The following is a 22,871-nucleotide window of genomic DNA, read 5'->3' on the forward strand; positions in this document are numbered from 1 at the left end:
TCGTCACCGCACCGTGGTGACGCGAAGAATCTCGGCCGCCGAGGTCATGCCGCAGCGGCATTTGGCGAGGCCGTCATCGATCATCGTCGTCATGCCGTTGCGAACCGCGACCTTGTCGATCGAGGCCCAATCGGATTGCTGGTCGATCAACTGGCGGACGTCTTCGCTCATCTCCAAGATCTCGAACACGCCACAGCGGCCGCGATACCCGGTACCGCCGCAGCGCTCGCAGCCGACCGGCTCGAAGATGGTCTCGCCGAGTTTGAGCCCAATGGCGGCATAGCGCGGATCGACCTCGATATCGGCTTCGGTCAAAGCACGGCCGGCCTTGCATCGATCGCACAACTGACGAACCAGGCGTTGTGCGATCACCGCCCGTAGCGTCGAGCGCAGCAAGAACGCCTCCACCCCCAGGTCGAGCAGCCGCGGCACCGCGGCGGCCGCGGTTTCGGTGTGCAGCGTGGTGAGCACCAGATGGCCGGTCAGCGCCGCGTGGATCGCGACATGCGCGGTTTCGGCGTCGCGGATCTCTCCGACCATGATCACGTCGGGGTCCTGGCGGACGAAGGCGCGCAGCGCGGTCGCAAAGGTCAGACCGATCGACGGCTTGGCCTGGGATTGGCATATCCCCGGAATTTCGTATTCGACCGGATCCTCGATCGTCAAAATCTTCCGGGTCGGTTGGTTGAGCACCGACAGGACCGTGGCAAGCGTCGTGGTCTTGCCGCTCCCGGTCGGCCCGGTCACCACGATCATGCCGTGTGGCAGCGTCAGCATGCCGCGGAGCTTGCCTTCGTCGCCCGGCAGGAAGCCGAGCTTCTCGATCGAGAGCAGGCCGCGGTCCCTCGGCAGCAAGCGGATGACCGCGGACTCGCCGTGTTGCGTCGGCATGATCGCAACGCGCATGTCGATCTCCGAACGCGCCGCACGGAACCGAGCAGCGCCGTCCTGCGGCAGCCGCCGTTCCGCGATGTTGAGACCCGCCAAGATCTTGATCCGGGAAATCACCGCTTGCGGCGGCACCCCGGCCGGCGTCGGCACGGTGCGCAACAGTCCGTCGATCCGCATCCGCGCGATCAGCGCGGTGCGCGTCGGCTCGATATGAATGTCGCTGGCCCGCAGTTCGACCGCGCTTTCGAACAGATCGTTGACCGCGCGGACCACCGGCGCGCCGCTGGCCAGATCGCGCAGATTGTCGATGTCGTCGTCCTGCGACGAGATGCTCGCGACGCTTTCGTCCTCGGAGTTGTGATCCTCGCCGAGACGCTGATCGAGCACCGTCGCGATGTCCTCAAACGAAGCGACCTGGGTGCTGACGGCGGCGCCGAACACGATCGCCGCCGCCCGTATCGACGCGTGGTCGCTCGGATCGGCAATCGCGACGATCGGCTCACCGGTCGCTGACTGATAAGGAAACACCGCCATCTCCCGCAAGAAACGGCGGGAGAACCGATGCGCCTGCGACTGCGCTGCAATCAGCTCCGGAAGCGTAGTTCGCGGCAGGTCGTAAAACCGTGCCACCGCGTCGGCGAACTCACTCGCCGACAATTCGCTGATCTCCCAGAGTTTACGCAGGCCGCGGTCGGCGTCGGCCGCCCCGGCGGCAACAGCACCGCGGCCGGCGAATTCCGCCGCTAGAGCATTCTCGCGGCAAAAATGCGCGACAAAATCCTGGGCAGTCCGATCCATTATCGACGTGTCCCAATTCGTTGTCGAGACCACGGACGGTGACCGGGCTTCTTACCTCCGGCATGCGATTGGAAATGTGACACGGCGAGTTACATATGATGCATTGGTGGATCTCAATATGATATCGATACCGTTAAGTGACCACGATATGGCGCGTCGATCGAACGCGAAGCGCCGCCGCTGGAGCGTCTTTTGCCACGTCATCACCGATCCGCGTGCACCACGATCTGATATATTTCTCACCACACCACACATTGCCGTCACACGGATTCGTTAGGGAATATCATACGCCTCGTCGTCGTACCGGCGACCGAAACAGGCGCGCGTATCAGTGAGGCAGACAGTGGGCCGAGTAACGCGCCGAGTTGGTTTGTTGGTCCATTTCGTGGTGTTCGGCGCGATCCTCGCCGGGTGCAACACGATCGCCGACACCGACGCCGACCAAGCCCCTGATGTGTTCGAAAGAATCCGCTCCATCGATCTGCTGCCGCGATATCCCAGCCAAATGCGCCCGGCCGAACTGAGCACGGGACGTCCGATGAAGCCGACAATCTACCCGGCCGATCCGGCGAAGAATGCGGCGGCATCCGCCACGGCACCGCCGGCTTCCGCGACCAGCGGCGACGGCTTTGAATTGAATTTCGAAAACACCCCGGTCGCCTCGGTCGCCAAGGTCGTGCTCGGCGACATCCTCGGGATCGGATACGTCATCGACCCGCGCGTGCAGGGCAACATCAGCCTGTCGTCGGGGCGTCCGGTGCCGAAGTCCGACATCCTGTTCGCGCTCGAGAACGCGCTGCGGATCGGCGGCGTCGCGCTGGTGCGCGATAACGCCGCCTACCGGCTGATGCCGCAGGCCGATGCGGTCGGGGTGGGATCGGCCGATGCAGCCGAGCGGACCGAGGCGGGCTACGGGATCTCGGTGGTGCCGTTGCAGCATGTTTCGGCGCAAACGGTCGTCAAACTGGTCGACAGCTTCGGCACCAAGCCCGGCATGGTGCGGGCCGACACCGGCCGCAACCTGATCCTGCTTCAAGGCACCGGCAGCGAGCGGCGCAATGCCGTCGATCTCGTGCTCGGCTTCGATGCCGATTGGATGCGCGGACAGTCGGTCGGAATATTCCCGGTCCAGAACAGCAACCCCGAGCCGATCATTGCCGAACTGGAAAAGATCGTGGATTCCGGTGAAGGCGGCGTGACGCAGAGCATGATTAAGTTCCAGGCCATCAGCCGGATGAACGCTGTGCTTGCGGTGACCCGTAAGTCCGAACTGCTGCGTCGCGTCGAGACCTGGATTCAGCGCCTCGACACGACCAACACCGGGCGTTCGGCGATCCACGTCTACCGCGTCAAATATGGCGAAGCCCGACAGATTGCGCGCGTCCTCAATGAGATTTTTGGCGGTGGCGGCGCAACCGGGTCGTCATCGGCGCTGGACAGCGCCGCCGGCCAAATCGCGCCGGGGTCCGGTCTAGCGGCCAGTTCGAGCAGCAGTTCCGCACTCAACCGGCTATCGGCGGGCCAATCATCGAGCGGCTTTGCAACGGGCGCGAAGACCGCAAGCAGCGGCGCCGCCACGACGAACGCGCCGGCAACGCCGTCCGGCGCGCAGGGCAGCCTGTTCGATGCCCGCAGCGGCGGCTCGCCGGGTGGGCGTAGCGGAACGGCGGAGAGCAGCTCCGGGAACATATTGGACGGCATCCGGATCACCGCCGACACCGTCAACAACGCGTTGCTGATCTACGCGAGCCAGGAGCAATACAGCATCGTCGAGCGAACCGTACGACAAGTCGACCAACCTCAGCTCCAGGTCGCCATCGATGCCACGATTGCCGAAGTCACGCTGACCGACGACCTGCAGTTCGGCGTTCAGACCTACCTCACCAGCCGCGATTTCGGAATGCCGGCAGACCGCGGATCGCTCGGCACCGCGTCAAGTTCGGCGCTGATCAGCGCCGCCAGCGACGTCGTGCTCAATCGCGCAATCCCCGGCTTCAATTTCCTGGTCGGTTCGGGATCCTCGCCGAAGGCAATCCTCAACGCCCTGCACGCAATCACCGAGGTCAAAGTGCTGTCGAATCCCTCGCTGGTGGTGATCGACAATCAGGTCGCGACTCTTCAGGTCGGCGACGAGATCCCGATCCAGACCGGCAGCGCCACCGTGCTCAGCAGCAGCAATACGATCGCGAATACCACCGATTATCGCCGCACGGGAATCCTGCTGCAGGTCGTGCCGCGCATCAACGCCAACGGCAATGTCAGGCTGGAGATCGAGCAGGAGATCAGCAATCCGGTCGCGAGCTCGTCAACCTCGTCGTCTTCATCGACCTCGACCAACTCGCTGACGCCAACGGTGTCGACCCGCAAGGTCAAGAGTTCGGTAGCGGTCGCCAGCGGCCAGACCGTGCTGCTCGCCGGTCTGATCAGCGATACCCAGAACAAAACCCGGTCCGGCATTCCGGGGCTCGACCAGCTTCCAGGGGTCGGCGACGTCTTCTCGCAGACCGAGAAGATAATGAAGCGAACCGAATTGATCATCTTCATCCGTCCGCAGATCATTCGCGACGGTTCGGACGCGCATTTCGTCGCCGAGGAACTGCGTACCAAACTTCGCGGCACGATCGGGGCGGTCGGGTCGGGACAAGCCGTCCCCGCCAAATACCGCTGAACGGCGGCACCGCTGAACGGGGTGGATCGACGGCAGCGCGAGGCACTTGTAACCGCGGGGTCACATGGAGCGATCAGCCAAATTGATTTTCGTCACCGTCGTCGTTGCGCTCGCAGTGACCCGTCCGGCCTTCGCGGATTCCGTTCGCGCCGCTAGCGCCGCATTCGCCCGGGGCGAGTTTGTCAAGGTCGCACGGCTGCTTCCACCGCTCGCCGAACGCGGCAACGCCCGTGCGCAGGCTATGCTCGGGTTCATGTATGCGACGGGCCAAGGCGTTCCGCAGGCCTACGATGCAGCCAGCTATTGGTATCGCCTCTCGGCTGAACAGGGCAATACCACGGCGCAGTATCTGCTCGGCCTGATGTACGACAAGGGCCACGGCGTGCCGCGCGACGAGGTTGCGGCGTACGCCTGGCTCAATCTCGCCGCAGCCCGCGCGCCGAAACAGCTCCGCGGCAAATACCAGAATCTTCGCAACGCGGTGGCATCGAAGATGACACGCGGCCAGATCGCCGAGGGTCAATGGCTCGCTCGGCAATGGTCGGCAGGTCCGGACTTTTGAACGGAGCGCCGGCCCATCACCCGCTCCGGAGCACGGTCGCCTCCAGAAGCCAGCCGAGCCAGATGGCCGGCGCGAAGTACAAGCCAAACGGCAGCCGGCTGCTCCGCCGAACGGCATGCCGGAGGATGTAACGGCGCGCCGCGTAAACCATAAGCGCAGACACCGCGGCGATCTCAACCGCGATCGGCATGGTCGACCAGCCAAGCCATAGGCCGGCGACGGCGGCGAGCTTGACGTCGCCCAGTCCGATGCCCTGACGCCCGCGCAGCCGGGCATAGATCATCCGCAACGAAAGAAACATCAGGCCGAGGACCATCGCGCGCAGCGTCGCGTCGACGAGCGCTGCGCCCGCATCGTCGCGCCCCGCCACGATCGCGTTTACGATTCCCAGCGCCAGCGCCGTCGCGGTCAGGACATCAGGAATGATAAAGCGCCGACGATCGACGACCGCGATCGCCAGCATGATCAGCGCCAGTCCCGCCCCCAGCCATCCGTCGACGCCATCAACGGCCGTTATGCTGACCACCACCGCCGGCACTCCGGTCGCCAGAACAGGGATCGCAGCTTGGAACAGCCGCACAGGCCTTGCTAGGAGCGCCGTTGCGGCAGCTTCCCGCGCCGACACCGGCCTGCGGCCCGGAATTTCATCGCGTGACCTCACGCCATCGATTCCATTGGTTGTCCGCGCGCGGATGAGAGCCAAATCGGTCGCGCGCTTGCAATGCGTTATAAGCGACTTGCAGCCGCCTTACACCACGTGATTAGTGAAGGGGAGTCGAAAAGGCAACCGACCGCGCGACCGTTGGGCGCGGTTGCGCGGTGCGGCCCCTGGACAACTCTGACCTTTCTCGTCGCGCGGCATTCCGAGCGGCTGACCGCCCCTTGGCGTGTGCCGTCAGAACTGCACACCCCGGGTCAGCGCGCCGTCGACGACCAAATTGGTTCCGGTGATGAAGCTCGCCGCGCGACTGGCGAGGAACACCACCGCATTGGCCATTTCTTGCGGCGTCCCCATCCGGCCGGTGGGATTGAGCACCAGCGCTGTGTTGTAAAGCTCCGGATTGCCGTGCTTGATCTGGTCCCACACGCCACCTTCGAAATAGGTGTTGCCGGGCGATACCGAATTGGCGCGAATGTTCTTGCCGGCGAGTTGATAGGCCAGTCCTTGCGTATAATGGATGATCGCCGCCTTGAAAGTCCCATAGGGACCGCAAGCGAAATCGATCTCGCGGCCTGAGACGCTCGCCACCGTGACGATCGCCGCGGCATCGCTGCATTCAAGATAAGGCATCGCGGCGTTGACCAGCCGCACCGTGCCCATCATGTCGGTGGCAAATTCCTTCTCCCAACTTTCGTCATCTTGCCCGATCGCCAGCGCGCTGACATTGGCGACCACGACGTCGACCCCGCCGAGCTGTTTCGCCATCGTCTCGACCCAGGCCTTCAGCGCCGTGGCGTCAGCCACGTCCGCCACGCCGCCATAGGCTGCAACGCCCATGGCTTTCAGCGCAGCGACGGTGCTCTCGACGTCCGCCGCGCTACGGGCGCAGACGCCGACATCCGCGCCCTCAGTGGCGAAGGTTTCGGCGATGGCCCGGCCGATCCCTTTGGTGCCGCCGGTCACCAGCACTTTTGCGCCTTTCAATCCGAGATCCATGGTCTGCTCCGTTGCCGTGTTCAGAAATTTCCCGCCACCGCCTGGATCAGCGGCCGATAGCTGTGCGGCATCCGCATCGCCACCAGGTCCTTCCGCCGCACCACATTGGTCGGATAGACGCTGTCGAGATTGCTGGTGTCGATCACCGCCGTGGCGACGCCCTCGCCGTCTTCGACCATGGCTTCGCGGCGTGGAAAGGCAAAGGTGTCGGGGCCGAACACGCCGCTCAGGCCGGCGTAACCGCGCGCAGGATCGATCACATTGGCGAAGGCGAAGAACACGTTGTTCTCGCCAGCGCGGACGCGGAAGTGATGCCAGTGATACGGATCGGCCCCGGTCGGGATCGGCGCCGGCTGCGCGACCGCCGTGCCGGCATGCGGCGAGCTGAACCGGGTCGCGATCGCCGCCGGGCAGACGATCAGATCGCAGCCGCGCAGCGCCAGCACGCGGCCTGCTTCCGGAAACATCGCGTCATGACCGATCAGCAGGCCAATCCGACCGAGCGGCGTATCGACCACGGTCCAGTCGTCGCCTGCGGTCGCCCAGCTGCGCTCGTCTTCGGTGAGATGCGTCTTGCGATAGACCGTCCATGCGCCGTCCGGTGCGATCAGGACCGCGCTGTTGTAGGTGAGTTCGCCGGCTCGCTCGGCGATGCCGCAGACCAGATAGAGCGACAGCTGCTTGGCGAGGTCGCCGAGCCGATCGGTCGCCGGGCCCGGAATCGCCTGCGCAGCTTGCGCCGGGTCGATCAGACCGCTGATCGCCAGTTCCGGAAACACAACAAGCTCGACCCCGTCGGCCTTGGCTTGCCGAGCCAGCGCGTCGATGTGATCGAGATTGCCGTCCACATCGGAGCTCGGCGCAAATTGCGCGACGCTGACCCGCGACGACTTGCCCTCCGGCCATGGCTGATGACCGTACAGCTTGAAGAAATCGCGCGGATTCCAGCTGAAGGTGTCGGTCAGCAGCTCAGGGTAAAGCTCCGGCCGGCGCCGCTGGAACACCGGCTCGCCGGCGACACGGCGCGCCCGCGCCAGATCGAGATCGATCTCCGCCATCGCCACGCCGTCGCCGCCATCGATGACGGCGGCGATCCCGCCATCCGGCGCGATCACGCAGCTGCCGCCGGAAAACTGCACTGTGCGCTCCAGCCCCCAGCGGTTGCTTTCGATCACGTAGCAGCCGTTCTCGAACGCCCGGCTGATCCAGTACGGCGCCGGGGTCCGCTCGGCCAGCCAATTCGAGATGTGGCAAATGATGTCGGCGCCACCCAGCGCCATCAAGCGCGCGGTCTCGATGAAATGGATATCCATGCAAATCAAGATGGCGATGCGCCCGATCGGCGTCTCGAACACCTGGTTGTGCAGATCCCCTGCCGCCGACCATTTCGGCTCGGCAATATAGGGATGGGTCTTGCGATGCCGGCCGATCACGCCCTCCGGCCCGATCAGCACCGCGGAGTTGAAATAGATGCCGTCGTCGTCGACCTCCGGCAGGCCGACGACGATGTAGCAATCGTATTTTCGCGCCAGCGCGGCGAAGCGATCGGTGCTCGGCCCGGGAATCGGCTCGACATAGGGCGCAACCTCGGCGCGATCAAACCAGCAATATCCGGTGGTGCCCATTTCCGGCGTCACGATCAACCGGGCGCCGGATTGCGCCGCCTGCTCGCAGAGAGCGAGGAGACCGGCGATGTTGCGCTCCTTTTCGAACATGGTGGGTTCGAACTGGACGGTGGCAACCTGGATCTTGCGCGACATCGCCGTTCTCCTCTCAGACCAGGAACGATTTCTTGATCGAAGCGCCGAGCGTGTATTTCGGATCGACCATGTTGCCGAGCCGGACCCGACCGGTCTGGGTCAGCAGCATGTAGGCGTCGATCTCCTCGAAGCCGTAGTCGGCTGCCATCCAGCGGCACAGCTCGCGATAGGCGATCCGCGCGGCGTCCTCCATCGGCCGCGCCGAGCCGATGCACATGATGAAGTCCTTGGTCTCCAGTCGCGGCCAATGAATGTTCCAGCCCTTGATCAGATCGATCTGCAAGGTGGTGACGGTGGGATGCTCGATCGCGACGCCACACAGTTCGCCGTCGCCCTGGGCGGCGTGGCAATCGCCGAGATACAGCAGCCCACCCTTGATGTTGACCGGCAGATAGATGATAGCGCCGACGCCGACATCCGGCAGGTCCATGTTGCCGCCATAGTAATCCGGGACCAGCGACGAGATCGCCTCGATTTCCGGCGAGGTTCCGATGGTGCCGATGAACGGCTCATAGGGTAGCGTGATCTTGTCGTTCCATTTGGTGCCGGTCTCCAGATCGATGTGCAGCTTCTTGACCCGCTCCGGCAGCGAAGGATTGAGCAATGCGGTCTGCCCGGTGCCGACCAGGCCGCCGAACTCCGGCATCACCACGGTAGTGCCGCGCGGCTGCGGCCCACGCGGCACGATGCTCTTGATGGAGACAGCCAGGACGTCGCCCTTCTCGGCGCCGTTGACATAGATCGGCCCATTCTGCGGGTTGAGAAATGGAAAGTTGAGGATCTTCGACGGAATGTCGGTCTCTGATTTGATGGCGCCCTCGAAGGCGTCATGGGTTTCGGCGGACACCACCGCACCGGGATCGACAGTCAGAATCGGATCGACATAGGGCCCGTAGACATAGTGATACTTGCCCTGGTCGGCCTCGGTGATCGCGTGGCTCGTGCCGGCCACGCCCTTGGCGACGCCCTTGCGCGCCATAATCGAATCCGTCTGCCAGTCCATGATGAGCTCCTTTTCCATTGTTGAAATTCAAACCGCGAGGTGGCGACGCATTTCGGCTTCGTCGTCGAGCGCGCTGCGATCGAGATCGGCGACGATGCGGCCCTTCTCCATGACGTAGCAGCGCTGCGCCATGGCGCGGATCATGTCGAGATTCTGCTCGACCAGGATAATGGTGACGCCGGTCTTGCGGTTCAGCGCCACCATGTCGCGCGCGATATCCTGCACGATGTTGGGCTGGATTCCCTCCGAGGGTTCGTCGAGCAGAATGAGGTCGGGGTCGGCGATCAGCACCCGCCCGATCGCCAGCTGCTGCTGCTGCCCGCCGGACATCGTGCCGGCTGGCTGGCTCCATCGCTCGCCGAGAATCGGAAACGTCTCGATGATCTGCTGCTTGCCTGCGTCGGTCAGGCCGCCCTTGATCGCGGCGCCGACCGCGATGTTCTCGCCGACGCTGAGCCGCGGAAACACGTCGCGCCCCTGCGGCACGTAACCGATGCCGAGCCGCGCCCGGCGGAACGCCGGCAGCGCTTCGATCGCCTCGCCGCGAAACACGATCGAGCCGTCCATCGGCGGCACCAGCCCGATCAGGCTTTTCATCAGCGTGGATTTTCCGACGCCATTGCGCCCGATCACCGCGACGATCTCGCCCTCGCGCACCTCGATCTCGAGGCCCTGCAGCACCGGCTTGCCGCCATAGCCGGCGCGCAGGCCGACGGTGTTGAGGATGACTTCCTTACGCATGATGAGCCTGCCCCAGATAGATCGCTGCGACGCGCTCGTCGGCGACGATTTGTTCGATCGTGCCCTGCGCGAACACCTGGCCGAGATGCAGCACGGTGACGCGCTGCGCGACCTGCCGGACGAACGCCATGTCGTGCTCGACCGCGAGCACCGTCATGCCCTCGGCATTGAGCCGTTGCACCATCTGGCCGGTTTGAAAGGTCTCTTCCGGCGACATGCCGGCGGTCGGTTCGTCCAGCAGCAACATCCGCGGCTTCAGGCTGATCGCCATGCCGATCTCCAGCCACTGCTTCTGGCCGTGGCTGAGATTGCCCGCGGTCTGCTTCTGCTCGGCCTCAAGGCCGAGAAACGCCAACAGCCGGTCGATCTCGTGATTGAGCTCGGCGCCGCGGTGGGTGCGTTGCAGGGCGATCTCCAGATTCTGCCGGACCGCGAGGCCCTTGAAGATGCCCGGCACCTGGAATTTCACCGACATCCCGCGCCCGATCCGGGCGAACGGCTTCAGGGCGGTGATGTCTTCACCCGCGAAATGGATCTCGCCCGAGCCCGGCCGGTACTCGCCGAGGATCAGCCGAAACAGCGTGCTCTTGCCGGCGCCGTTCGGCCCGATCAGGCAATGGATCTCGCCGGGCTCGAAGGCGAGATTGACCGAGTTGGTGACGTGCAGACCGCCAAAATGCTTGTTCAGATCGTGGAGCTCGAGAAGCGCCATCAGTTCCGCTCCCGCTTGCTGCGCGAGACCAGTCCCGCAATCCAGTTCATCGCGCCCAGCACCAGGCCGTTCGGCGCGATCAGCACCGTCAGCAGCAACAGCACGCCCATCACCACCAGCGCATACTGGCTGCCGTAGATCGTCAGCGCCTGAAAGCCGGCCAGCACCAGCAGCGTGCCGATCACCGTCGAGGTCAGGTCGCTGCGACCGCCGACCGCAACCCAGATCAACGGCAACGCCGCCGAGGTCATGCCCATGCTGGACGGCGTGATGTATTGCCCCCAGGCGGTGTAGAGCACGCCCGACATCCCGGCGAGCGCCGCCCCGATCACGAAGTTGATGAGCTGAAACTTGCGGATGTCGTAGCCCAGCATCTCGGCGCGCTGCGGGTTCTCACGGATCGCCACGATGACGTTGCCGAACGACGAGTTCACCAGAATGCGCAAGCCGAGATAGACCACAATGACCAGGCCCAGCACGAAGTAGTACAGTCCGACATCGGCAAACAGCACGATCGGTCCGTCGAACCACGGGATGGTGAGCGGCGGCATCCCGCTCATGCCGTTGAAGCCGTTCAGCCGCGCGCTGCCGATCCGCCATTCCGGCCCGGCGGTCTGCGCCATGAAGCGTTCCAGCATCAGGGTGACCGCAAGGGTGACGATGCCGAGGAACACGCCCTCGATGCGCCCGAAGAACATGAAGTAACCGAGCAGCACCGCCACCAACGCGGCAACGCCGATCGCCAGCAGCATCGCGACCAGCGTCAGCCCATAGGCCGAGCCGAAATTGATCGTCAGAATGCCGTAGGAGTAGCCGGCGATGCCGAAGAACGCGGTTTGGCCGAACGACAACGCGCCGCCGTATCCCCAGATCAGACACAGGCTCAGCGCGATGAACACCCAGACGAAGAAGTACACCGTGTTGCCCACCGTGTAGCCGTCGCTGATCAGCGGATAGGCCAGCGCCGACAGCAACACGACGCCGAACAGCGACCAGAACGCCGGCCCTCGCCCCACCGTCTGCGGGCCCTCGAGGCGTCGAAACAAGGACATCAAACCACTCACCGTCGTCTTCCTCATGTCCGTTCGCGCAACAGAAATCCGGAGATGCCCTTCGGCAGCACGCGGACCACGACGATGACGGCGATCAGCAAGCCGATCTGGCCAAACAGCTGCCCCTGCCAGGAGGTCATCACCGATTTCACCACGGCGAGCACTGCGGCTGCGGGTGCTGTGCCGAGGAAGACGTCGGCGCCGCCGATCACCACGGTGACGAAGGCCTCCATCAGGAAGGTGGCTCCCATCGTCGGCACCAGCGTCATGGTCGGCGCGTAAAGCCCGCCGGCGAGGCCCGCGAGGCCCGCACCGCAGGCGAAGGTCAAGCTGTAGATCCAACGGGTATCGACGCCGAGCGCGTTGGCCATGTGCGGCACCTGAATGGTGGCGCGCGCCTTGACGCCGAACGATGTCCAATTGAACAAGGCGTACAGCCCGCCCAAGACGCCGAGCGCCGATGCGAACAGCACGATCCGGTAGATCGAATAGGAGTAGGCCCCGACCTGAAACGAGCCGAACGGCGTGCCGACGCCGCCCATCGTCGATCCGATCGCGATCAGCGTGCCCTGCGTCGCGATCAGGCTGATCCCCCAGGTCGCCACGATGGTGTCGAGCGGGCGCTCATAGAGGTGACGCACCACGACGAACTCGACCAGCATGCCGACCAGCGCCGAAACCAGCGCCCCGGCGACGATCCCCAGCGGCAGCGGCAGCCCCGCATGCACGGTGGCAGCCGTGACATAGGCCCCGCACATGATGAACTCGCCATGCGCGAGGTTGATCACGCCCATCATGCCGAAGATCACCGCAAGCCCGCAGGCCGACAGCACCAGGAACGCGAAAGCGTCCCCGAATTGAAACAGCGCAGAGAAGGCCAGCGTCGTGATGTCCATGTCGGATCCAGCATCGTGTCGTTTGAGAACACCGCAGCGGCGCTGCGGTCGCCACGGCCGCCCCGGAGGTGCGGTGCACCCCCGGAGCGTCGCGTCGTCGGTTACGGCTTCGGCGGCGGATTCGACGGCGTGTACTGCGCCGTCGGATCCTTCTTGGTCAGGTCGCACCCGGCGTCGCCGAGCCAATACGGCTTGATGCCCTCCCAGACCTTCGGAAAGGTGATGGAATGATCGGCGCCGACCTTGGCCAGATAGATGGTGTGCGACATGTGTTGGCTCTTCGGGTCGATGCAGACCTTGCCTTCAGGCGCGTCCATGCAGACGTCGCCTTGCGCGATCACCTTGCGGATGTCGTCGCGCTTGGTCGACTTCGCCCGCTCGACCATTTGCTTGTACAGATAGACCGCGAGATAGGAGTTCTCGGCTTCTTGATTGACATAGGGCTCGTTGGGGAATTTGGCCTTGAACTTTGCCAGGAACGCCTTGGCCGTCGGGGAGTCGATCTCCTCGATGTAGTTGGTGGTGACGTACATGTCCTTCAGGCTTGGCGCCTTGAAGCGCTTGTGCTCGTAGCCCTGGCCGACATTGACCGACGACGCCATCGGCAGGTTGACGTTGGCCGAGGCCGCCTGCTCGTAGTACGAGGCTTGCGCGGTGCCTACCAGCAGCGTCACCACGAAATCCGGCTTGGCTTTCTGGATATTCTGGATGCTCTGCGAAAATTGCGAGACGCCGAGCGGGATGAATTCCTCGCCGACCATTTCGCCGCCGTTTTCCTTGACGATTTTGCGGACCCACTCGGCCGAGATTTGACCGAAATTATAGTCGGCGGCGAGCGTGTAGACCTTCTTGCCGTAGGCCTGCATCATGTAGGGGATCAGCGTCGAGAATTGCTGCTCCGGGACCGCGCCGGTGACGATCATATGTCCGTCGCAGACGCCACCCTCATACTGGTTGTTGTAGAAGGCAAAGCCGTTGAGCTGATCGACGATCGGGCGATAGGCTTCGCGCGATGCCGAGGAGAATCCCGCGAACACCACGTCGGCCTTGTCGCGCTGCAGCACGCGCCGCATGAATTCCTGGTAGCGCGTATTGTCCGACTGCGTGTCGTAGATCACCAGTTCGAGCGGACGGCCCATGATGCCGCCGGACTTGTTGATCTCCTCCGCGGCGAGCTGAATCGCGTGCACCTTTCCGATCGTTGCCACCGCGAAGTCGCCGGATTGATCTTCCAGCACGCCGAGCTTGATCGGCGTCTCCGCGAAGGCCATATTTGAGGCGAGGACAAGCGTCCCCGCGAGGACTGCGGCATGCAGTCCCCGAACTACAGTTCGGTTCATGTGTATCTCCTAGATCGCTCGTTGATGTCCACGCTGCAGCGGCGGAGCGCCGATGCGGTCGGTGTCGTCGGGCGGCTTGGCCCGTCTGCTCAGCAGGTTCTCGCAATAGAGTTCCAGGTACTGCCTCGCGCCCATACTCTCCCGCCTCAGCTGCGCGTAGGCGCCGTCCTCATCGAGGCCGGTGTCGCGCATCCGCTGGACCACCGCGCGCAGCACCGCGCGGCGTCCGCGCCGGCGTTCTTCAAGCGACTGCACGCGCTCGTGCATCTCGCTGCGCAGGAGAAACTGGTTGATGCCCATAAACAGCGAGGTGTAGACCGCGCCGCCATGCACCGGCTTGCGAAGAAACGACGTGGCCCCGAGATTGACCAGCGCCTTGAGCCGGCTCGGCGCCTCGACCCCGACCAGACCGATCACCGGCACCGGCGGCAACCGCGAGGCCGGGTTCACCTCGATCGCGACGGCGTCGCCGAGATCGCCATCGATGAACAGGATGTCGCGATCCGCCTGCAATGCGGCGAAATCGATCTGCGCGTGGCCGTCGACGATGCTTGGATAGTGGCAGGACACCCCGAGCTTGGTGAGCGTGGTTTCCAACGCACATTCTCTGCTCGAGCGCTCCATCACCACCAGCGCGCGGCCGCCCTTGAAATTCTGCAGAAGCTGCAAAGTCATGCCTACACCACCCTCAATAGCGGAGATCGCATCGCGGTCGCGAACCGCGGCGAGGTCTGGACGAGATAGGGATCGGGAGCAATCGGCTGCTGGGCTTCGAGCAGCACGTCGAACTGTCCGTCGGCCGTCGAGCGGCCGATCCGCGGCGTCAACCAGGCATGATAGGTCTGCGGATCGATACGGACCTCGCCCTGCGGCGCAGCCAACCGTTGATTGGCCACCGCGGCGCGCACAGCGCGGGCCTCGTCGGTTCCGGCCTGCTGCAACGCCGCCGCGAGCAGCTTGACCGCGATATAGGAGGATTCGGCGTCGGCCGACGAGGCCGGCCCCTGCGGAAACGCCGCGGCATAGGCGCGACGGAAGACGGCATTCGCCACGCCGCCGACCGAGGAGAAGTACACGCTCGAGGAGAGATGGCCATCGACTGCATCTTCGCCGATTTCGGCGAGCTCCGGCTCCGACAGCGTGCAGGAAGCGACCGGGATCGTAGCGACCTGATCGATGCCGCGGGCGCGACAGGCGCGGCGCAGCGCGCGGAAGAACGAATAGGCGCTACTGCCGATCAGATTGTTGAAGACGAAATCCGGCCGCTGGTCGACAATCGCTTCGACCACGCGATCGACGTCGGTGTCGCCGACCGGCAAATAGCGTTCGGCGATCACGCTGCCGCCCCGCGCCATCAGCGCTTCCCGGAAGATTCGGTTGTTCTCCCAAGCCCAAATGTAATTGGAGCCGATACAGAACGCGGTCTTGCCGACACGCGCGACGAGATAGTCCACCAGCGGCAACACGTGCTGGTTCGGCGCTGCACCGGTGTAGATGACGTTGTCCGAACTCTCGAACCCTTCATAGTGCGATGGATACCATAGCAATCCATCGCACTTCTCGAAGCACGGGATCACCTCCTTGCGGCTCGACGATGTATAGCAGCCGACCACGTGGCGCACTCCTGACGACAGCAGTTCCAGGCTGAGCGCGCGGTAGCGCGCCAGATCGCCGGCTGGATCGACGATCACCGGCTCCAGCAGCGGCGCCCCGCCCGCAGCGGCAATCTCTTGGAAAGCAAGCGTCGCGCCATTGAGCATCGAACGCGCGACGGCGCCGTAGGAGCCCGTCGTCGATAGCATCACGCCGATCCGATACGTCTTTCGTAGCATCGCTCAATCCAAAAAAAAGCGCCCGCCGGCCGTGAGGCCGTGGGCGCTTTCGCCACCAACCAAACGCGCTCGACAGCGCGGTGTTGGAAATCGTTGTGTGTCGCTCGTCTCTGGGCTCATTTGCCCAACGCATGGTTGATACGGTCTTCGAGATCTTATCTCCAGTCAAGCGCATTGATGCGGCGACAGCTGCCGCAATTGGTGCCTTCGTGCAGAAAATTTACGCACCTGGCGAGCCTCCGGCCTCGCGTAGCCAGGACGGCATGGGCCGGCGCGCGCGACCGCCACCACGTCGGGCCATCGTATCGGCCTCTTCGGACCGAGGAATCGCGCCGCTTCGCGGGGCGCAAATGCGTGGCCGAAGACCGGCGTTGGGATCGGAGCCCGCGGTCTTACTGACGCGACGGGCCGTGCGCAGACCCGATCGTACTCGATGATCCGATTGATAATTCGTGCTACCCGGAGATGGGCCGAACGCTCGAGCGTCCGCTCGCGGATCGCCGCCGTCGTCATGCTCCCCTCTGCGTTCGGCCACGGAACAGCTTTGCAATCCAGCACGACAGATCGTCCATGATCGTGAAGAACGCCGGAACGTAAACCAGGCTCAGGATCGTCGAACTGAACAGGCCGCCGATCACCGCGATGGCCATCGGGGCGCGCCGTTCGGCATCGGCTCCCATGCCAAACGCGATCGGCAGCATCCCGGCGCTCATGGCGACGGTGGTCATCACGATCGGCCGCGCGCGTTTGCGCGCCGCGTCCAGCAGAGCCTGCACGCGATCCACGCCGCCATCACGTTGCGCGACGATGGCGTATTCGACGAGCAGGATCGAATTCTTCGCAGCGATCCCCATCAGCATCAGCAGTCCGATCAGCACCGGCAACGAAATCGAGGTACTCGTCAGCAGCAGCAGGCCGAGCGCGCCGCCGAGCGACAACGGCAGTGCGGTCAGGATCGTGACGGGCTGCACGAAGCCATTGAACAACAGCGCGAGCACCACGAACAACAGAACGACCGCCGAGCTGATCGCGAGTTTGAAGCCGTCGAACAGTTCGCGCATTCGTTCGGAGTCACCCTCCGGCTTGTAGACGATCCCGGCCGGCAATCGTCTGATCAGCGGAAGGTTGGCGACAACGCTCTCGGCCTCGCCGACCGTGAGCCCGCTCAGCGCCGCTTCGACGGTTTCGCTGCGAGTTCGATCGGTCCGTTCGATCTGCACAGGGCCGGATCCGAAGCTGATGTCGGCCACCGACGCCAATGCCACCGGGCGTTCGAAGGCCGGGACTTGCAGCAGAGATAGGCGCGACAAGTCGCTGCGCGCGGCCTCGTTCAGCAGCACCCGGATCGGGATCTGTCGGGTGTCCAGGCTGAACTTCGACAGATTCTGCTCGATGTCGCCAACGGTGGCGATCGTCACGGTTTTGGCGATCGCGGCCGTGGTCACGCCGAACAGTGCCGCCTTGTCCTGTTTGGGCAGAATATGTAGCTCGGGCCTCGCCGAGCTGCTCGCTACGCGCGCCCGATGGAATCCCGGCAGCGTCCGCATCTCCTGTGCCAATCGCCTGGCTGCGTCGGCGAGCGTCGCGGAGTCGTCGCCGAGCAGCGCGACCTGGATTTTCGCGCCCGATGATCCGTCCTCGCCAAGCTGGATCCGGAGGCCGGGAATGGACGCCAGTTGCCGCCCGATCGAAGTCTCGAATGCCTGTTGCGACAGCGCGCGTTCGGCGCGCGGCACGAGGTTGATCGTAACGGTCGCGCGTCGCACGTCGCCGACCGAGGTCGACAGATCGCCTGGGCCGGACATCGTGGAGGTTTCGGTGCCGAGCGCCGCGTAGACCGACGCCACCTCAGGCCGCGCCATCAGCAGCCGCGTGGCGCGTTGTGTCGCGGCGTCGGTGTCCTGCAGCGGCGTGCCTGGCGCCAGTTCGAGGATGACAACCGACCGGCCGCGGTCAGCCGCAGGCATGAAGTCTGCGGGGAGCGACGGAACCAGCGCAAGTGAGGCGACGAAGAACACCACGCCTGCGCCAATCGTGATCCAGCGATGGCGCAGCGTCCAGGCTAATATCGACGTGTAGCGCCGAACCCATGCCGGCTCGCCATGCTCGCTGTGGTTAGCCTTCAGCAGAAACGCCGCCATCAAAGGCGTCAGCAGCCGCGCAACAATCAGCGAGAAGAACACCGACGTGCAGACGGCGATCGAGAACGCTTTGAAGAATTGACCGGGAATGCCGGGCATCAACCCGACCGGCGCGAACACCACGATGATCGCGAACGTCGTCGCCACCACCGCGAGACCGATTTCATCGGCCGCATCGATGGCGGCGTCGTAGACGCGTTTTCCGGATTGCCGAACATGTCGAACGATGTTCTCGATTTCCACGATCGCGTCGTCGACGAGGATGCCGACGACCAGGGCGATCGCGAGCAGCGTGATGTTGTTCAGCGACTGGTTCAGCGCAGCCATCACGGCGAAGGTCGGGATCAGCGACAACGGCAGCGCCGCGCATGAAATCAGCGTCGCGCGGATGTCGCGCAGGAACAGCCAGACGACGAGAACCGCCAGCAAGCCGCCCAGCCATAGCGCCTCGATCGCGGCGTCGTAACCCTCGACCACGGCGTCGGTCGACGAGGTGACCTCGAGGATGCGGACGCCGGGATGAGCTGCGGTGAATTCCGCCATCCGCTTGCGAACGTCGCGGGTCACCGCGAACTCGCCGGAGCCGACGGCGCGATAGACATTGAAGCCGACGACCTCGCGGTTGTTGAGCCTCGCCCTCTGGCGAGGCTCCGCCCAGGATCGCTCGACGCTGCCGAGCTCGGAGAGCTTGACGCTGCGTCCGTCGCTGAAGGCGATGCGCAGATCCTCGAGCCGCCCGACGTCCGCGACGCTTCCGAGCGCGCGGATCGCCTGTTCCATTCCGCCCAGCGCCGCGCGGCCGCCCGGCTCGGTGATGGTCTGCGCCCTGACTTGGTCGGAAACCTCGACGGCCGTCAGGCCGAGCCCCATCAACCGATCGGGGTCGAGCTTGATCGTGATCTCGGCGTCGACGCCGCCGGATCGCGAAATCCGTGCCACGCCGGGCACCGCGAGCGCGGCCTTGGCGACGTCGTTGTCGATCAGCCAGCTCAGATCGTCGGGGGCCATACCCGGCGCATCGACCACGAAAGTGAGGATGGCCTGCCCGGTGGCGTCGACACGGCGGATCATCGGATCGAGCGCCGCCTGCGGCAGCTTCGATCGAATCGACACGACGGCATCGCGAACGTCGTTGCTGGCACGGTCGATGTCGGTGCCGATCGCAAACTCGACCATCGTCATCGACAGGCCTTCGTTGATGGTCGAGCGAACGTGGTCGACGGCGCCCAATCCCGCAACACTGTCTTCGATGAATCGCGTGATCTGGGTTTCGATCTCCGTCGGCGCGGCTCCGGCCCAGCGGACGGTGACGGTCACGGTGGGGATGTCCATGTCCGGCATGTTGTTGAGCCGCAACTGCGAAAACCCCACCAGGCCGGACAACGTCAACAGCACGAACAGGATCGTGGTCGGCACCGGATGACGGATCGCCCAACTGGAGATGTTGTTCATCGGACCGAACCGCGCTTGGCCGCCGCGGTCTGAACGTTCACGACGTCACCGTCGTTGAGAAGCCCGGCGCCTTGGGTAACGATGCGGTCTCCCTCGTCGAGACCACGCAGCACTTCGACATCGTCGGTCGCCCCGCGGCCGATGCGGACTTCGGTGAGCGACACCAGATTGTCGCGGCCGACCTTGAAGACGTGCGCCCTGGCTTCGCGCCAGACCAGCGCCTTCAGCGGAATGGTCAGCACCAGTTTGCTCTCGACCGCGATGGCGACGCGCGCGAACATGCCGGGCTTCAGCGGCGTATCGCGAGGGAGCGCGATGCGGACGGTCCCCAGACGGGTCTTCGGATCGACGATCGGCGAGACCGCTCGGACGACACCCTGCTCGGCTTTGCCGCTCGGGCCGATAATCGTCGCGGTTTGCCTGGCGGCGGCGGCTATCAGATCCTGCTCCAGCACCCGCGCATCGACCTCCACGCGGTCGTCCTGAATGAGCCGGAACATCTCGACGCCGGCCTGAACCACCTGGCCGATCGCAACCGACCTCGAGGCGATCGTCCCGGCGGCGGGCGCGACGATCACCGTCTGGCGCCGCCGCGCTTCGGCGTCGTCGAGCTGCGCCTGCGCGGCCTGCAGCTTCGCCTCGGTCGTCTTGACCAGGGTCTCGCGTTGCTCGATCACCTGCGCGCTGATCACACCGGACGAGACGGCGCGAGCGCGTGCGGCGTCGGATCGGGCAATCGCAAGGCTTGCCTGCAATTCGTCGATCGCAGCCTTTTGTTTCGCCAGCGCGGCCGTCGTCAGATCCTGATTGAGCCGCGCCAGGACTTGGCCCTGCGCGACGACATCTCCCTCGTCGACCGCGATCTGCGTGATCGCAAGGCCGCCGACTTCCGAACTGATCGGAATCTCGCGCCAGGCGACCACGTTGCCTGTCGCGGTGATGCTGCCGGTGATCTCGGATTTTTCCACCGGCCTCGCGACCACCGTCATCGCGGCCGAGGAATCCTGTCCGTGAGCCGCGGAGTGAATCGCTAGCAGAACTACGATGGAGGCGGCCCACATGCCGGTGTGTTCTGCAGTCGTTGTCATTCTGGATCTTGGCCTCGCTCGTCCGACAGCCGGTGTTGTTGTCCCACCTCGGGGCAACCCGGCCTCTATTCGCATAGAGTGCGAGCTTTGCCTGGGTTGGACAGTTCGTGTCGGCGTGTCTCTGCATCCGCCGATTTGTGTCGAAACATTGCTGAATCGCTATGGGATCGCAGTTCGTTACGAATGGTGGCTCGCCTGGACCGCGCTTCGCGGTAGAACGCAGCGATGAGATTGGCCAACGCAGACTCATGACCGAACAGACGCCCCAGATCCTGGTGGTCGACGACGACCCGGAGATCCGGAAGCTGCTCGCGCGCTATGTCGAAGGACAGGCGTTTCGCGTGCTGCTGGCGGCAAGTTGCGCCGAGCTGCGCCAGCGCCTCGCGACCGAGCAGATCGATCTTGTCGTGCTGGACGTCATGTTGCCGGACGGCTCGGGCCTCGATGCCTGCCGGGACCTCAGGGCGAAGCGCAATCCGATCCCCATTATCCTGCTCACCGCTCTCAAGGAGGACGTCGATCGCATCCTGGGCCTCGAGATGGGAGCCGACGATTATCTTTCCAAGCCGTTCAACCCGCGCGAACTGGTGGCGCGAATCCGCGCGGTCTTGCGCCGCCGCTCGGAGACGCCCGCCCCGGTGGGCGCGTCGAGGGCGTATCGGTTCGAGGGGTTTGTCGCCGACCCGCAAGTGCGTAGCGTGGTCGACCCGACCGGCACCGCGATCGAACTGACCGGCGCCGAATTCGACCTGCTGCAGGTGTTCCTGGATCGGCCGGGCCGCGTGCTGTCGCGGGATCAACTGCTCGATTTCACCCGTGGCCGCAGCGACACGTTCGACCGCTCGATCGACGTCCTGATCAGCCGCGTGCGACGCAAGCTCGATCCGTCGGGGACGGCGCGGCTTCTGAAGACGGTTCGCAACGGCGGCTATCAGTTCGTCGTCAAGGTCGAGGCCGTGGACATGCCATCGTGAACACCTTGCGCGCAAAACTCGCCGTCTTGATCGCGGTCATGATCGTTGCGGCGGTGAGCATCTCGACTGCGGCGCTGGTCTATCTGTTCAAGCCGCCGAACGAACGGCAGGCGATCGGTGCCCTTGCCGACCAGGTCGAACTGCTCGATCGGGCCGCGCGCGTCGCGCCGAGCCTGGTGAGCGTCCGGCAAGAGCCCGGCGGCGGCCAGGTCGAGGCCAACCTCACCGCCTGGCTGCGCCAGGCCGTCGCCGAACGCGGCATGCCGCGCGACGTCGTGGTGTCCCGGAACGACCATCTGCCGCTGCTGTCAGTTCCGGTCGATCGCGGCTGGATTGTCACCGAGATCGCCGACCTACCCCCGGAAGGCGGCATCCTCAACAGGCTGTTGAAGTGGCTCGCCTTCGTCACCTTCGGGGTGTTGCCGGTGGCACTGTTTTTCGCCAATCGCATGGTCAAGCCGCTGGTGGTGATCGAGCGGGCGATCGCGAACGTCGGTCCAGACGGCCTGCTGCCCGAACTCCCGATCGAAGGACCAGCCGAGGTGCGTCTCGCGGCCAAGGCGCTCAACTCGCTGTCCTCGCGCCTGAAGGTGGCGATGGACAGCCGGATGCGCGTGGTCGCCGCCGCCGGCCATGATCTGCGAACCCCGATCACCCGCATGCGCCTGCGCGCAGAGTTCGTCGAGGACGACGATGATCGCACGATGTGGCTGAAAGATATCGATGAGCTCGATCGCATTGCCGACAGCGCGATCCAGCTGGTGCGCGAGGAAGCGGGGAAGACGACGCCCGAATCCCTCGGGCTCGACCTCCTGATCGCCGAAACGGTCGAGGAGTTGCGGGCGCTGTCTTACGACGTCAACCTCACCCGCACCGCGGCGGGCTGCGTGCTCGCCGACCGGACCAGCCTGAAGCGCGGGTTTCGCAATCTGATCATCAACGCCGCCACCCACGGCAAGCGCGCGCGGGTCGCGATCGAGAGCGCGCCGTCGGAAGTGAGCGTCATCATCGAAGACGACGGCCCGGGGATTCCCTCCGACATGCTCGGGCGGGTGTTCGAACCGTTCTTCAGCGCCAATCGCGCGCGCACCAAGCATTTCGGCGGCGCCGGGCTCGGCCTCACCATCGCCCATGAAATCGTGCAGCGCGCCGGCGGGACCATCAAAATCGAAAACGGTCGCCTGCGCGGGTTGATGCAGACCGTGCGGCTGCCGGCTCATCGATCGTCGTGAACGAGCCCACGGCAGTGTGCTCAAGGGGCAGCGTATTTGAGTTTGTGTCGGTCAAGTTGCGGCTGCGACTCG

18 protein-coding genes are annotated in these 22,871 nt (G+C 64.6%); 4 read left to right on the forward strand and 14 right to left on the reverse strand.

The genetic code is table 11. The annotated features are described in order from the left end of the window. Positions 1 to 3: 3 nt before the first annotated feature. Positions 4 to 1,689, reverse strand: a complete 1,686-nt coding sequence (locus RPC_RS15075; RefSeq protein WP_011473449.1) for a GspE/PulE family protein — start codon at positions 1,687 to 1,689, stop codon at positions 4 to 6. 343 nt (positions 1,690 to 2,032) lie between these two features. On the opposite strand from RPC_RS15075, the gene gspD reads away from it, so the two are divergent. Both gspD and RPC_RS15085 read left to right on the forward strand, forming a co-directional pair. After that, complete coding sequence (gene gspD / locus RPC_RS15080; RefSeq protein WP_011473450.1) at positions 2,033 to 4,357, forward strand: type II secretion system secretin GspD; 2,325 nt, start codon at positions 2,033 to 2,035, stop codon at positions 4,355 to 4,357. A 64-nt stretch (positions 4,358 to 4,421) separates the two neighbouring features. Continuing rightward, positions 4,422 to 4,919: a tetratricopeptide repeat protein gene (locus RPC_RS15085; protein ID WP_011473451.1), complete on the forward strand. Its 498-nt coding sequence runs from the start codon at positions 4,422 to 4,424 to the stop codon at positions 4,917 to 4,919. Positions 4,920 to 4,935: 16 nt separating this feature from the next. Here RPC_RS15085 and RPC_RS15090 read toward each other — a convergent pair whose 3' ends face one another. The 13 genes from RPC_RS15090 to RPC_RS15150 form a co-directional block, all read right to left on the reverse strand. Further along, positions 4,936 to 5,499, reverse strand: a complete 564-nt coding sequence (locus RPC_RS15090; RefSeq protein WP_157043223.1) for a prepilin peptidase — start codon at positions 5,497 to 5,499, stop codon at positions 4,936 to 4,938. A 315-nt stretch (positions 5,500 to 5,814) separates the two neighbouring features. Beyond that, the gene (locus RPC_RS15095) at positions 5,815 to 6,576 is read right to left on the reverse strand and encodes an SDR family NAD(P)-dependent oxidoreductase (RefSeq protein ID WP_011473453.1); all 762 of its coding nucleotides are present in this window, start codon (positions 6,574 to 6,576) and stop codon (positions 5,815 to 5,817) included. Positions 6,577 to 6,596: 20 nt separating this feature from the next. Continuing rightward, on the reverse strand, positions 6,597 to 8,336 hold the full coding sequence (locus RPC_RS15100) for a nitrilase-related carbon-nitrogen hydrolase (protein ID WP_011473454.1): 1,740 nt from the start codon (positions 8,334 to 8,336) through the stop codon (positions 6,597 to 6,599). A 13-nt stretch (positions 8,337 to 8,349) separates the two neighbouring features. Continuing rightward, the gene (locus tag RPC_RS15105) at positions 8,350 to 9,339 is read right to left on the reverse strand and encodes an acetamidase/formamidase family protein (protein WP_011473455.1); all 990 of its coding nucleotides are present in this window, start codon (positions 9,337 to 9,339) and stop codon (positions 8,350 to 8,352) included. Between the two features lie 27 nt (positions 9,340 to 9,366). Then, positions 9,367 to 10,080 carry an ABC transporter ATP-binding protein gene (locus RPC_RS15110; protein WP_011473456.1) on the reverse strand — a complete coding sequence of 238 codons (714 nt, stop codon included), beginning with the start codon at positions 10,078 to 10,080 and terminating at the stop codon, positions 9,367 to 9,369. Beyond that, positions 10,073 to 10,792: an ABC transporter ATP-binding protein gene (locus tag RPC_RS15115; RefSeq protein ID WP_011473457.1), complete on the reverse strand. Its 720-nt coding sequence runs from the start codon at positions 10,790 to 10,792 to the stop codon at positions 10,073 to 10,075. The genes RPC_RS15110 and RPC_RS15115 overlap by 8 nt, the downstream gene beginning before the upstream one ends. Next, positions 10,792 to 11,844 carry a branched-chain amino acid ABC transporter permease gene (locus RPC_RS15120; protein ID WP_011473458.1) on the reverse strand — a complete coding sequence of 351 codons (1,053 nt, stop codon included), beginning with the start codon at positions 11,842 to 11,844 and terminating at the stop codon, positions 10,792 to 10,794. Before RPC_RS15120 ends, RPC_RS15115 begins: the two co-directional genes overlap by 1 nt. 23 nt (positions 11,845 to 11,867) lie before the next feature. Continuing rightward, positions 11,868 to 12,740: an ABC transporter permease subunit gene (locus RPC_RS15125; protein WP_011473459.1), complete on the reverse strand. Its 873-nt coding sequence runs from the start codon at positions 12,738 to 12,740 to the stop codon at positions 11,868 to 11,870. A 101-nt stretch (positions 12,741 to 12,841) separates the two neighbouring features. Beyond that, positions 12,842 to 14,080 (reverse strand): urea ABC transporter substrate-binding protein, encoded by a 1,239-nt coding sequence (locus RPC_RS15130; protein WP_011473460.1) that lies wholly within the window; start codon positions 14,078 to 14,080, stop codon positions 12,842 to 12,844. Positions 14,081 to 14,089: 9 nt separating this feature from the next. Next, positions 14,090 to 14,755, reverse strand: a complete 666-nt coding sequence (locus RPC_RS15135) for an ANTAR domain-containing response regulator (RefSeq protein WP_011473461.1) — start codon at positions 14,753 to 14,755, stop codon at positions 14,090 to 14,092. Between the two features lie 2 nt (positions 14,756 to 14,757). Next, the gene (locus tag RPC_RS15140) at positions 14,758 to 15,912 is read right to left on the reverse strand and encodes a transporter substrate-binding domain-containing protein (RefSeq protein WP_011473462.1); all 1,155 of its coding nucleotides are present in this window, start codon (positions 15,910 to 15,912) and stop codon (positions 14,758 to 14,760) included. A gap of 509 nt (positions 15,913 to 16,421) precedes the next feature. Beyond that, the gene (locus RPC_RS15145) at positions 16,422 to 19,505 is read right to left on the reverse strand and encodes an efflux RND transporter permease subunit (protein WP_011473463.1); all 3,084 of its coding nucleotides are present in this window, start codon (positions 19,503 to 19,505) and stop codon (positions 16,422 to 16,424) included. Continuing rightward, positions 19,502 to 20,593 carry an efflux RND transporter periplasmic adaptor subunit gene (locus RPC_RS15150; RefSeq protein WP_011473464.1) on the reverse strand — a complete coding sequence of 364 codons (1,092 nt, stop codon included), beginning with the start codon at positions 20,591 to 20,593 and terminating at the stop codon, positions 19,502 to 19,504. Before RPC_RS15150 ends, RPC_RS15145 begins: the two co-directional genes overlap by 4 nt. Positions 20,594 to 20,841: 248 nt before the next feature. Between RPC_RS15150 and RPC_RS15155 the strand changes: the two genes are divergently transcribed. Both RPC_RS15155 and RPC_RS15160 read left to right on the forward strand, forming a co-directional pair. Beyond that, positions 20,842 to 21,567 carry a response regulator gene (locus tag RPC_RS15155; protein ID WP_041801887.1) on the forward strand — a complete coding sequence of 242 codons (726 nt, stop codon included), beginning with the start codon at positions 20,842 to 20,844 and terminating at the stop codon, positions 21,565 to 21,567. Then, entirely contained in the window at positions 21,564 to 22,799 is a 1,236-nt protein-coding gene (locus RPC_RS15160; RefSeq protein ID WP_041801889.1) for a sensor histidine kinase, read from the forward strand. The genes RPC_RS15155 and RPC_RS15160 overlap by 4 nt, the downstream gene beginning before the upstream one ends. Positions 22,800 to 22,871 lie beyond the last annotated feature (72 nt).

Origin of the sequence: Rhodopseudomonas palustris BisB18, from assembly GCF_000013745.1 — a bacterium.
In the GTDB taxonomy this organism is placed as follows: domain Bacteria; phylum Pseudomonadota; class Alphaproteobacteria; order Rhizobiales; family Xanthobacteraceae; genus Rhodopseudomonas_A; species Rhodopseudomonas_A palustris_F.